Below are 13,055 nucleotides of genomic sequence, written 5' to 3'. Positions count from 1 at the left end.
ACCTGTATTGGATTGCGCCCCTCCGCAATCTTTCGTCAGCCCCTTCTCGTCAAGTACATTGATTGCTCAAGCCATGGAGTGGGCCGTAGCCTCATGATGGAAAAATACCTCTACATAGCCGGTGCGTTGGCCTTGACGGTGTATGGGCAACTAATTCTCAAGGCTCGGGCACTCGTTCACGCGCCCAGCGCAGCGAGCCTCCCCAAGTTTAGCTACATTTGGGCGATGTATACCGACGTCGGCGTTCTCTCGGGCCTGCTCGCGGGAGTATTGGCCAGCGTGTGTTGGGCGCTTGCTATCGAGAAACTTGATCTGGGTCTCGCCTATCCGTTCATGGCGCTGAGCTTCGTCGTTGTGCCCCTGAGCGCTTCATTTTTGTTCTCCGAGCCGGTGTCGCTCAGGCAGTTCGTCGGCTTGTGCGTCATTGTCGTTGGTATCGCACTGAGCACGGTCGGACGCTAATCACGCGTCAGATGTGCCCAAGCGCGCGTGCTCCCCTAAAAGTGGAAGGCTCCAAAAAACGACCAATTGAGGGTTGAGTCTTGTTTCGATATCTGCAGTAGTTCTCATGGAAACGAGGGCTAGCTCGCGGAGCGCCGGGCGGGGCGCGAGTTCAAAGCAAGAATGGTCAATGCGTTCAGCGATGGAGTGCCGGCTTACGAGTTTCTCGTATTCCTGACACTGACATGCATATTTGCGGTGGCGGCGCAGTCGCCGGTGGTAAACCGCTGGGCCGCCGGCGTGCAAAAGGCGCTGGCTGAATTCATTCGGAACCGGCAGGCGCTTCCCGAACAGGATCTCTTTGCAGACCTCCGCGTGCTGGAGGTGGTCCGCGTCGTGGCGGGGTCGATGGCCGCCGTCCGTTACGGCGAAATCGTCTGGAGCAGCGTACTGTACGGCTCGGCCGTGCCGTTCGTGGCAGCGATCGCCGCCGGTCTCGCACTGCTCGTCGCGGTCGGATTGCTTACCCCAATCGCGACGGTGGCACTAATGGCCTCCGCAAACATCCTTGTCGATAACGCTCTTGGCGCATCCACGTTGGGAACGCAGGTCCTGTCTATGATCCTGCTGATGCTCTTCCTGGCGCCTGCGGGACGTACCTTGTCACTCGATGCTGTCCTCGCGCGCACGGAACAAGCCGGTGTCGTAATCCGTGCCATGCACCGGTGGACAGGGCCGCCAAGCAGCGATCGGCTGCTCGTCGTCAAAATAGTCACGCTGTTCGCCTATTACTGCGTGTGCCTTTACTCGGCGTTCTGGCATCTTCGCGATCCGGCCTGGACATCCGGCCTGGTGATTGCTTGGGTTCTCCTGTCCCCCGCGCATAATCTTCTATTGTATGACGCCGTCGTCCGATTGTACGAATGGAGCCCCTTTGCGCTGGTGACTTTCTCGCGCGTCGCAACATTGGGCATGTGGGCCTGGTACTTATTGGTGCTTCCGGGCCTTTTCCTCGGCCGGGCGACGCGCGCCTTTGCCATGTATTGGGGCCTCGCCTTCTTCCTCATCAGCGCGTTCGTGCTCAGGCTCGGCCTCCTGGGCAAATACGAACTGCTGCTGTGGATCGGGTTGTTTGCGACCACACGGCCGTTCGGGAACTCGTCTCACGTGCTGACGGTCTTCTTCGATGATCGCTGCAGGCTGTGCGACTCTACTGTGCGCACACTGTCGACCATCGATGTCTTTCACAGGTTGGATTTCCCGCCGATCCGGGCGAACCAGGAGCTGTTGTCAAAGCAAGGTGTCACCCTCGCCGACGGCCTCCAGGATATCGTAGGCATCGAGATTGCGACGGGGCGGCGTTGGTCAGGCTTCGAGCTGTACAGCGTTCTCGCGCACCGGCTCGTGGCATTATGGCCGCTGCTTCCGCTTTTCTGGTTGCTGTCGCTTACGGGAGCCGGTCCTGCAATCTATCGCTACATTGCCGAGAGGCGGACCAAGCTTTTCGGCGTGTGCGAGACGTCAACCCTTCCGGGCAAGCTCGAGAAGCGATCTGCCTACTGCGCGTCCGCCATGGATCCCGGCGCTGGCGGCAAGACTTTCGACGGGAGAACCGAGCGAGTGGCCGCCGCCCCGGTCGCAATCGTGATGACCCTCGTCGTGCTGGCGTCTGCTTTCCTTATTCGCCTGCCGATCGGACATGATGAGCCGGACAGGTTCGCGGCGGCGGCGTGGTCGCGCAGCATTTTCGGCGCTGCGCCGCTAGCCTTCGGCATCGGCAGGATCAACGTCTTTAACGCCGAGGATCTTTCGGTGACCAGGCGTCGCTTGCGGGTCTATGCGGTACGGCCCGTTGCAGCATCGACGAGCGAGTATCTGCGTCGGCAGCTTGAAATCAGGTCGGTGGAGAACGACGCGCAGACGTTCTGGATTACGGCTCACCTGCGCGCTGCGTCGCGCCAGAACGTCGGCTGTGATCGCGACTTCTTTGAAGCCATAGTTCCACAGATCATAGCGATCTCCCGCCGCATAGGAGTGACCGAAAGCAAGATGGTGGTCGAAATCGCCGCCATTCGGCGGCCTACAGAAAGCGAGCTAGGATATTACCAGTTCATTGCGCAGGCGGAATCGCCAATCTGTGAGGCCTTGATCGACCGCGAATCCGGAACGATCGAAAAGCTTTCCTACCATGAGGCTGGCGTAAGCCTGGTCTTGGCGGAGAGAGATTATTCCTCCATTCTTAACGTCTACAACGTAGAGTCCGCGGTCACCTATCCGTGCCGGCTTGATGCAGCATTTGTCGGTGCGATCGTTGACGGGCACCTGAGGCTGAATGCAGACGAAGATCTGCTTCACGCCATACGCGCGCTCTACGCCGACAAGCCGGGGCGGTTCACGATCGATTGCCTGATGGACATATGGGATCTGACCAACCGTTGGCCCGAGGTCACGAGCCCGTTCTTCGTGAACCCGACGCCGGCAACTTGCGCCACCGGCGGGCCGCTGCTGCAGGCTCTTGCGGACCTTCCGACATTCGCCGCCGAGACTACAAGGCGAATTCGGGAGCAGCATGAGATCGTGGTCAGGGCCCAGGCGGAAGGAGATTGGCGCGGTTGCCTTGATGCCATATTGCTGAATCGAGCCACCATCTGGGCGCAATTGCTAAAGCCACCGCCCACCGAAACGGCCGAACAGAGGGAGTTCGTTCAGAAGCGCCTCGATGCCCATTTGGCTCGTCTCGGCGGTCCACCGGTCTTGGCGGGTCGCGCCATCCAGGTGGCGTTTGCCTATCCGTGCCGCGTTGATGCCGGCCTGATCGGCACGATCGTCGACGGCCATGCGGAACTGAACGCGGACGAGAATCTGATCCGGACCATCCGGGCGCTCTTTGCCGATATGCCTGGACGGGACACGATCGATTGCTTGATGAATGTCCGGGATATTGTCACGCGATGGCCGAAGCTAACGGACCCGTCCTTTGTCAATCCGACACCTGCCAACTGCGCCTCCGGCGAGGGGCTGCTGGCTGATCTTCGCGAGCTTCCGGCATTGCCCGCCGACGTCGCTGCGCGAATTCGGGAGCAACATGACAAAGGGGCCCGTGCTCGCGCAGACAGCAATTGGCGCGAATGCCTCAACGCTGCTCTGGAAGGCCGTGCTGCGACGTGGAGGTACCTGCTCAAACCCGGCGACATCCGGTGATCGGCTGCCGTGGTTCTCGGAGAACCGCGCGAAGACGGAGTAGCGAGCGTCTTGCAGCCGGGGCCTTTACCGTCAAGCCTTGCGGGCGGCGACGACGCGGCTGCCTCCCACCGGCCATCGGATGCCACGAAGCGTAGCGGAAACTTCGAGTTGCAGGAGGCGCTCCATCAGCCCGTTTATGGCTGGCCCGGGCCTCAACTCCTCCTCATTGACCGCGCTGGTTGAAGGTCCCCGACCGCGAAGCTTGCCGAGCATCCGTGCTGCAATCATCGCCGGCAGGAGCACGCTGGTGTAGGACGTCGACGCCAGGATTTCGAAGCCGGCCGCCTGCAGCTTCCCTTCGAGTTCCCCAAGGCGATATCGCCGCACGTGATGCGCGACATCGTCGGTTGCGCTCCATAGCCAGGGATGTTGAGGGACCGTTATGATGATCCCGCCGCCGGGACGCAGGCCCTCATGAGCCTGTCTGAGTACCGTCTCGTCTTCTTCGATATGCTCGATGACGTCGTATGCGCCAATCAGATCGAATTCCTCGAACGCCGGAATTGCACGCGCGTCCATCTGTATCCATTCAGCGCGGTCGCCTGGCAATCGCTGTCGGGCGATCTCGAGACCTCGCGGATGGAGTTCCGACCCGGCGATCCGGGTCAGCGTTGAGCGCTTTGCCATGGCCGCGAGCACAAAGCCGGTGCCGCAGCCAATCTCCAAGTAGGATTTCGCATCGGGGAAGAACTGCTGCGCCAGTGACGTGATCAGCCGATTGCGCGGCTCGAACCAGAAATGCCCTTTTTCGATCGACGCGAGGTTCGTGAACGAGGCGGGGTCGAATCCGCTTATGGTGTCAGCGAGTGCCGGGGCGGTGATCGCAACGCCGTCGCGTGTATCCGGTGCCCATCCGCATTGCGAACAGGCCCAGTGGGGCGGTACGAGCTTCTGGGCGGGTGCAAGGCTCGTGCGTTCACCGCAGGAAAGACACTTACGCATTGTTACCTGACGCGGGTTCGGACCTGCCTGGGAGACGACGTCGGTGATCGGTCATTGCAGCGGCCCACCGTCGCTCCGCTTCCTGCGGGGCAGTACAGTGAGCACGCCTGCCGCGTCATCCACGCCGGCGCGATGCAGCCTGCGGACCACGGTATAGGGACGCCGCTGCGTCTCTGCGAGGATATTCGCCATATATATCCCGAGTATGCCCAGAGTGAGCATAGTAAGGCCGCCGAAGAACCACACCGATACGATCAGCGAAGTCCATCCGTCGATACCGATGCCGTTTAACAGATACCGGCCGACAAGATAAAGCACTGCCACCGCCGACAGACCGCACAACGCGACGCCGCCGTAGAAGACAATGTAAAGCAGCTTCGTCGAGGTTGTCGTGATGTACTTGACTGCCATGTGAACGCGGCGAGCCAGCGAGTAGGTCGTCGGCGAAAGCGACAGCTTCTCGACAGGCAGCGCAACCTGACGATATCCGGACTGCTGCCAGAGATTCGAGATGTGGAACTCGCGATCCCGATGCCGGACGAGGGCACGGACATAATCGCGCGTCATCAGGCGTACCGTCACCAGATTGCGCGGAAGACGATGATCGCTCAACGCGTCGACGACAGAATAGAACATGGTGCCGGTCATGCGCTCGAGGGAACTGCCCTTTCGCATTTCCTGCACGCCATAGACAACGTCGCAGTCGCCTTCGTTCAAACGATCATGGAAACGGGACAGAAGCTCCGGCGGCTCCTCGAGATCGCTGTCGATCAGGAACACCAGATTGCCCCGCGCTTGGCCGAGGCCGGTCATCATAGCTTTGTGGTGGCCGAAATTTCGTGCGAGGTCGACCACGACGATGCGAGGGTCAGCCTGATGCAGCGCCAGAACAATATCGAGGCTGTTGTCGGGCGAGCCGTCATTGACGATCACAAGCTCGATCTCGTCGGTGATGGCCTCCGCAGCCTTCATCACCCGGCGATAAAATTCCTCGATGCTGGAGGCCGACCGGTACAGGGTCGTAACGATTGACAGTTTCATAGATCTCACCGATCGATCCGGGCCGCGCATTAAACCTCTATTATCTCAACTACATGGGCAAGCCAAATCAGACTCATGTCAACCTCCGAGCCCGGACGTTCAACCAATTACAAAATAATTGTTGAACCTCTGCGGGTATTGGGCGACTGAAGCAAGAGGGGGGTGCATTTTGAAAACGCCAATCAGCAAATAACATCTGCAAATAACACCGCGCCTACCTGCTTCAGTGGGGGTTCTTGGTGTCTTGTAACACTTCGTCATAAAAAGTGTAAGGTCTCAATCTGCAATCTCCGGGCGTGGATAGCTGACCAGTCTCGCTGGTTGTCGCGTATCCGCATGTTCCAGGCCTGAATTCACCCTTCCGTTTTTCCCTTCCGTTTTTCGCGTTGGCTTTGTTTGAGAAAGAACCAGCAAACACAAGGAGGTAGATGATGCGTCGTATTGCTTTATTTGCATTATTTGTCGGTTTTTCAGCCCCGTTGCTGATTTCCGCCCCGGCATATGCCCAGGCAACCCGCACCTGGGTGTCCGGCCTGGGCGATGACGTCAATCCTTGCAGCCGGACGGCGCCCTGCAAGACGTTTGCTGGCGCCATCTCCAAGACGGCCATCAACGGTGAGATCAACTGCCTGGACCCCGCTGGATTTGGAGCGGTAACGATCACCAAGTCCATCACGCTCGATTGCACGGGCACCTTTGGATCGATCCTTGCAAGCTTCACGACCGGCATCAACATCAACGTTCCGGTTGGCGCGAACGACCCATTCCGTACGGTGAAGTTGCGCGGGCTCAGCATCAGCGGAGTAGGAATCTCCGGATCGGTTGGCACACGCACCGGCATTCGGGGCATCAACATCCTGAGCGCAGCCGTAGTCGAGATCGACGATGTCCTGATCACGGATTTCACGCAGCAGGGTATCCTGGACGGGAGAGCTATCGCAGGCGCCAAGCTATTCATCAGAAATTCGGTGATCAGGAACAACACCGGAAACGGCATCAGCGCCGGTTCCACCGGTGGCGCCAACGCCACGATCATCGACAATGTTCAATCCATCAACAACGCATTCGGCATTGCGGCGACGACGGGTAACAACATTAGCATCGCGCGTTCGGTATTTTCCGGCAATACGACCGGTGTGGAGGCCGACGCCGGCGCCACGATGAATATCGACAGTTCGCTAATTAACCACAACACCACCGGCGTACAGGCGGCCTCGGGCAATATCCGGGTATCGAGCTCCAGTGTCAGCAACAACAGCACCGGTTTCAGCGGCAGCGCTACCACGTTTGGCAATAACCGATTTATCGGAAATAGCAGCCTCGGAACGGCTCCCACTGCAGCTGCGCTGCAGTAACGCACCCGATATTCTTGCGGAGCGCTGGCATCGACAATCCCGGGCTGATTGCCCGGGATTTTTTTCGCCTGCATTTGGCTGATTTCAAGAAGTCGGGGCGGCGGTCGGTGCTGAATATTGCCTTGCTTGCGGGCCGGTATTGAACAGCACGTCGAGCACGGTTACTGCATGTTCGAAGCTGCCATGCAGCTGCGGGTATTCAGGATATCCTTCATAGCTCATCCATTCCGTGGCAATGCCGGCGGACGAGAACATGTGCTCGTCAAAATACGCGCGCGCCGAAGGGCCACTGAGATAGTGGTCGGCGCCCGCCGCGCGCGCAATCCCCAAGAGCCGCTCTGTTTTCACGCCCTGCGAAGGGTAGATCGCATCGCTTACCAAGCGCGTCTGCAATCCGAGCAATCCGGCGATTCCCTTGAGGAACAGCAAATTCACTTCGCTCAGATGCGACAGCTTGTCGGCGGCTTCGTACCAACCCTTCACCATGGGAGCGAACTGATCGAAAAATGCAGCGCGTTTGTAGGCAAGCTCGATCGCGCGCCAATGCTTCTCCGCCCACGGCTTCTCGATCTCGACCTCGTCGATCGACTGATCGAATCTGCCTTTGACAATGACGGGGATGGTGAGCCATTCGACGCCATTGGCGGTCTTGATGCGATTGCGGTTATGCCAGTGCCGCTTGACGTATTGCGCACTGTCGAACACCACATATTCGTCGCACCGGCCGATTAGGTCGAAGAATCCCTTCCAAGGAATGTAGCACGACTGGATGATACAAATGCGCATTGTATTTCGGAGTTAGAAGCTGGACTTCGCCGGAACCTGGGGTGAGTTCGCACGATGTGGAATCGGTAGACCGCGGCAAGCCGAATCCGGCGCTTGTCGCCGTTCTCGTTCGAAGAGTCCATAGTTTATTGCAAGCACCGGATGCAATGCTATGGATTTTCGCGGTGCGTGCATTTAGGCTCTCATGATGATGGACTCCAAAGAGCATTGCTGCGCCCGGGATTGTCGTGACTTCGGACGGATAGCGCGACCGCTGACGCGGTATGCATGGTTCCGCGTCCTTGTGAAATTTCGCCACGTGATCGGCGCCGTTGCTGCTTTATTGCTGTTATCGGCAGATGGTTCCTCCGAGGCGCAATCCCTCCGCCAGGGCGTAACCGCTTTCAACCGTGATAATTATGTCCAAGCGTCGCGGGTATTCATTCCGCTGGCGGAGCGAGGCAATTTGTCGGCGCAGACATATTTGGGCTTCATGTTCGAGACCGGGCGCGGGGTTCCGCAGAATTATACGGAAGCCGCAATGTGGTATCGCCGCGCGGCGGAGCAGGGCGATGGCCGCGCGCAATATTCGCTTGGCCTGCTCTACGACCGCGGGCATGGCGTGCCGCGTGACGTCGTCGAGGCCAGCAAGTGGCTCAATCTCGCAACCGCTGGTGCGCCCCGCAAGGCGCGGGAAGCGCGCGCCCGCATCCGCGATGCCGTCACTACCAAGATGACGCGCGGCGAGATTGCGCAGGCCCGCCTGCGGGCGCTGGAATGGGCGCCGACGCCTGAACGCTAGGGCTGCCAAGCCTTGCCGATAGCCCCATAGCACGGCTTCCCAGCCGGCTCCGATAGTCCGCTCGCGCAACAGCGCCGCTGCCGTTGCGGCGCCCGTCAGTTTGCTGGGGATGATGTAACGGCGGGGAAAAGTCGCTGGCTGCGGTCGGCTGCATCAGCGTCCCCAGGAACGGCCCTAGGAACGCGCCCGGCAAACCATCCGGTCCCGGGCGCCGGCGAGGCTTGCGACTCCCATGGCAACAGCGGCGAGTTGACGGTTCGCCGGCTTGCAGTCCGCGTGACTAGCGTGCCGCTCTCGGCGGCTCGACCACCACGACGGGGTTGCTGGTGCCGACCAGGCGGCTGTTCATCTTGCTGCGCATTTCCTCGGCGATGACGCTGGCGTCGACGGCATCCTTGACCACGGTCGGGCGGATGAACAGGATCAACTCGGTTCGCGCGCGTGTGTTGGTCTGGTGCGAGAACGCGTCGCCGACGCCGGGGATCGAATCCAGGATCGGAATTCCCTGCCGCTGCTTGTTCTCAGTCTCGCTAATCAGGCCGGCGAGCAGCACGGTCTGGCCGCTCGCCACTGCGATCGAACTCTTGACCCGCCGCTGCGAGATCGTCGGCGTTAGCGATCCGGCGCTTCCGGCGGCGACGCTACTGATCTCCTGCTCGATATCGAGCACCACGTTGCCGTTGGAATTGGCGCGCGGCAGCACGCGCAGGATGATGCCGGTGTTCTTGTAGTCGATGGTGTTGACCACCGTGTTGTTGGCGGTCAGCACGGTGGCAGTGCCGGTCGAGAACGGCACCTGGTCGCCGACCTGCAGGGTTGCCGGCTGGTTGTCGAGCACGACCAGCGACGGGTTGGACAGAACCTTGACGTTGGTGACGTTATGCAGCGCGTCAAGAATGACGCGCGGTGAATTTTCCGCGCCGATCAGAAGATTGAAGCCGGGCAGGGCGCGGCCGATGAGCGCGCCGGCGGCGGCGTTGACGGCGTTGCTGGCTGGCTCGATCGCAGTAGTGCCGGTGCCCTGGATGCCCGATATCGTCTGCGAGATCGAGCCTTTCTTGCTCGCCAGGAAGTATTGCACGCCATAGTTCAGCTGATCGTTCAGCGTCACTTCGGCAATCGTCGCCTCGATCGCGATCTGACGCTGCGGCCGGTCGATCTGGCGGATAGTCTGCTCGACGATGCGCTGCGATTCCGCATTCGCATAGACCAGCACGGCATTGTTGGTGACGTCGGCGGTGATGCGGACGTTCTGCAGAACGCCGCCGCCGGCCGCCGATTTGGTGCCGGCAACCGCAGCACCGCTGGGCAAACTGTCCTGGCTCGCGTTCGGCGCGGGCCGGGCAGCGAGCGTACCCGTGCCGGTGACTGGTGTGGCGGCACCGGCCGCAACCGTCGGCAATCCGCTGAGTGCGGCCACCGCGCCGCCCGACGAGGATACCGAAACGCCGGCGCCGGGCGAGATCTGGCTCGAGGCGCTATCGAGCGAACTATTGACGCCATGGCCAAGCAGCATGTCATTGAGCAGCGCCACGATCAGTTTCGAATTGCCGTAGCGCAGCGGATAGGCCTTCAGGTTGACGCCTTCGGTATCTGACTTGTCGAGCCGCGCGATCCATGTGCCGGCGCGCTTGAGATATTCCGGTTTCTGGCTGACCACGAGAATGGAATTGAGCCGGCCGATCGATTGGAACTTGACCACGTTCTGGCTGAGGCCGCCGTCGCCGGAATCCATGATCTTTTCGAGTTCGGCAATCAGCGGCTCCGGCGAGGAGTTGCGCACCGGGAAGATGCCGACCGATTGGCCCTTCATCCAGTCGGCGTCGAAACTCAGGATGGTGTCGATGGCGGCTGCGCGGTCCGAGCCGCTGCCGGTGATGATCAGGGTATTGCGCCCATTGTCCGGGCGGGTGGTCGAGGCCTTGACGCCGAACGCGTCCAACAGCCTGAAAACGGTCTGCGCGGAGACGTAGCGCAGCGGCACCACGCTGATGCCCTGTCCGGCTTCCGCGGAAGCGGTGCGGTCGATGCCGCCGGGCCCGGCTTCCGCTGACGGGATCAGGCGGTATCCGCTGCGATCGCGCACCAGCGCCACGCCGGACATCCGTAGCGCGTTTTCCAGCACATACAGCGCGTCGGCCTTCGCGACCGGCCGAACCGAGGCCAGCGTCACCGTCCCCTGGACGCGGGGATCGATGGTGTAGCCGACGTTCAATACGTCACCCAGTATGACCTTTGCGACGGTTGCGACGGGCGTGTTCTCGAAGTTGAGGTCGTAGCCGCCGCCGGCGGCGCCCTCGCGCTCGATCAGCGCGGAGCCTGACGGCGTCGTCCCGTCGCTGAGATAGATCGCCGGACGCGAGGCTCCCTGCTGCTTGATGCCGCTCGCGCCGGTCTCCGCCGTCTGGCGCGGCAGCAGGTCGATCGACTTGATCTTGTCGGCGATGTCCTGGGCGCGGGGATCCTTTGGATTGCCCTCGACCGACTGGTCGGCGGTAACGATGCAGGCCGTCAGCACAAACGCGCACAACGTCAACGCGAGCGTCCCGGTCAATCCCGAGCGCAGGCGCGAAAGCGGATCGACCACTTTGAACAAAATACGCCTGCCAAAGCTAAAGGTTGAACTGGAAAAATCCGCCCGGTCCCCCATGGTCCGGACATTCAAAAATTTGCGCCACAATTATGTTTTTGCTACTAAATAAGTCAAGGGCAAAGGCCTCAGGTCACACGTGAGAGCTGTTGTTTTCCGGTAACAAAGGTTAGCGGTGGGAATTCGATGCGAGACCTGTCCGCAGAGACCTTCCGGCAGCACCTTCTGGAAAAATATTCCTTGCCCGCGCGGGCGCGGGCCCGTGTCGAATCCCCAACGAATTCAACCTTGACGCGCCCGCTTCGCGAGCTGTGGGAAGCCACCGATCTTTCGGCGGCCGAGTTCGCCGACGAGGTTTCCGACTACTGGGGCGTGGTGCGGCTGGGCCTGCCGCAGCTTCTGGCGGCGGTGCCATGCCTCGACGGATTTTCACGTCGCTTTCTGCGCGAGTCCACGATCTTTCCGGTGCGCGCGCCGAACGGAAGCTACCGGCTTGCCGTCGCCGATCCCTCCGATACCGCCGCCATTCGCGCCGCTGAAATCGTGTTCGGCGAACCGGTCGAAGTGGCCGTGGCCTCCTTCGAGGACATCACCACCGTGCTCGACCAGCGCATCGAGGCCGACGATGCCGCAACCGGGCAGGGCGCCAAGGCGTCGAGCCAGCAATCCGACGACGATATCGAAAGCCTGCGCGATCTCGCCAGCGGCGCGCCGGTCGTGCGCGCGCTCAACGACCTCCTGGAGCGTGCGGTCGAGCTCCGCGCCAGCGACATCCACATCGAGCCGTTCCGCACCGGGCTCGTGGTACGCATGCGCGTCGACGGATTGTTGCGCGCGATGCCGTCGCCCACCGGCATCCCGCCGCAAGCGCTGATCTCGCGCGTAAAGATTCTGGCCGGCCTCAACATCGCCGAGCGCCGCCTGCCGCAGGATGGCGCCGCGCGGATTCGCGCCAGCCGCGCCGAACTCGACGTGCGCGTCGCGACCATGCCGACGCAGGCCGGCGAGAGCGCCGTGATCCGTTTGTTGCCGCGCGACCGCGGCCTGCTGGAGATGGGCAAGCTCGGCCTCTCGACCCGCGACGAGGCGATCATGACGCGGCTTCTGGCGCTGCCGCATGGCATGATCGTGGTGACGGGACCGACCGGCAGCGGCAAGACCACGACGCTGGCGACCATGCTGTCGATCCTCAACGAGCCGACGCGCAAGATTCTCACCATCGAGGACCCGGTCGAATACGAAATTCCCGGAATCAACCAGTCGCAGGTCAAGCCGTCGATCGGCCTGACCTTTGCGTCGGCGATGCGTTCCTTTGTCCGCCAGGACCCAGATGTGATCATGGTCGGCGAAATCCGCGACGCCGAGACCGCGCACATCGCCATCCATGCAGCGCTGACGGGCCATCTGGTGCTGACGACCCTGCACACCGAGACTGCGGCTGCGGCCGTGCCGCGCCTGATCGATCTCGGCATCGAAGGGTTTCTGCTCAAATCCACGTTGCGGGCCGTGGTCGCGCAGCGCTTGGTGCGGGTGCTCTGCGACCGCTGCAAGGTGCCGCACCAGCTCACGTCAGCCGATATCGACAACGACCCCCGTTTCGCCGTGATCGGCTTCAGGGCCGGCGAGGTGATTCATGAAGCCGGCGGCTGCGAGCGCTGCGGCGGCACTGGCTACCGCGGCCGTAACGGCGTGTTCGAGATCCTCGAAATGAGCGATGAGGTGCGCAAGCTGGTCGGGCCGCAGACGGATTCGCACACCGTCGATGCCGCGGCGATGCAGCGCGGCATGACCACGATGCTGGCGGATGCGGTGGCCAAATGCCGCGCCGGCATGACCACCGTGCCCGAGGTGTTCCGCGTCACGACGGTTCGGTGAG

The 13,055-nt window shown here is 61.4% G+C and carries 9 protein-coding genes; 5 read left to right on the top strand and 4 right to left on the bottom strand.

Translation table 11 applies throughout. The features are described from left to right. The first annotated feature begins 93 nt into the window (after positions 1–93). Positions 94–462: an EamA family transporter gene (locus tag V1293_RS13360; RefSeq protein WP_334510159.1), complete on the top strand. Its 369-nt coding sequence runs from the start codon at positions 94–96 to the stop codon at positions 460–462. A gap of 162 nt (positions 463–624) precedes the next feature. Next, entirely contained in the window at positions 625–3,642 is a 3,018-nt protein-coding gene (locus V1293_RS13355) for a thiol-disulfide oxidoreductase DCC family protein (protein WP_334510157.1), read from the top strand. 72 nt (positions 3,643–3,714) lie between these two features. Here the strand turns inward: V1293_RS13355 and V1293_RS13350 are convergent, their stop codons facing one another. Beyond that, complete coding sequence (locus V1293_RS13350; protein WP_334510155.1) at positions 3,715–4,626, bottom strand: class I SAM-dependent methyltransferase; 912 nt, start codon at positions 4,624–4,626, stop codon at positions 3,715–3,717. Between the two features lie 51 nt (positions 4,627–4,677). After that, positions 4,678–5,667, bottom strand: coding sequence for a glycosyltransferase family 2 protein (locus tag V1293_RS13345; protein ID WP_334510153.1), 990 nt, complete (start codon positions 5,665–5,667; stop codon positions 4,678–4,680). 431 nt (positions 5,668–6,098) lie between these two features. Between V1293_RS13345 and V1293_RS13340 the strand changes: the two genes are divergently transcribed. Next, positions 6,099–7,022: a right-handed parallel beta-helix repeat-containing protein gene (locus tag V1293_RS13340; RefSeq protein ID WP_334510151.1), complete on the top strand. Its 924-nt coding sequence runs from the start codon at positions 6,099–6,101 to the stop codon at positions 7,020–7,022. A gap of 84 nt (positions 7,023–7,106) precedes the next feature. On the opposite strand, the gene V1293_RS13335 is transcribed toward V1293_RS13340, so the two are convergent. Beyond that, complete coding sequence (locus tag V1293_RS13335; protein WP_334510150.1) at positions 7,107–7,808, bottom strand: WbqC family protein; 702 nt, start codon at positions 7,806–7,808, stop codon at positions 7,107–7,109. Positions 7,809–8,253: 445 nt separating this feature from the next. Between V1293_RS13335 and V1293_RS13330 the strand changes: the two genes are divergently transcribed. After that, positions 8,254–8,589, top strand: a complete 336-nt coding sequence (locus tag V1293_RS13330; protein WP_334510148.1) for a tetratricopeptide repeat protein — start codon at positions 8,254–8,256, stop codon at positions 8,587–8,589. Positions 8,590–8,869: 280 nt separating this feature from the next. On the opposite strand, the gene gspD is transcribed toward V1293_RS13330, so the two are convergent. After that, complete coding sequence (gene gspD, locus V1293_RS13325; RefSeq protein ID WP_442894237.1) at positions 8,870–11,239, bottom strand: type II secretion system secretin GspD; 2,370 nt, start codon at positions 11,237–11,239, stop codon at positions 8,870–8,872. Between the two features lie 126 nt (positions 11,240–11,365). Here gspD and V1293_RS13320 point away from each other — a divergent pair, with 126 nt between their 5' ends. Further along, entirely contained in the window at positions 11,366–13,054 is a 1,689-nt protein-coding gene (locus V1293_RS13320) for a GspE/PulE family protein (RefSeq protein WP_334510146.1), read from the top strand. Position 13,055: the final 1 nt, after the last annotated feature.

Source organism: Bradyrhizobium sp. AZCC 1693 (assembly GCF_036924745.1).
Lineage (GTDB): Bacteria > Pseudomonadota > Alphaproteobacteria > Rhizobiales > Xanthobacteraceae > Bradyrhizobium.
The sequence above is the reverse complement of the archived record's forward strand: the minus strand, read 5'-3'. Positions and strand labels throughout refer to the sequence as shown.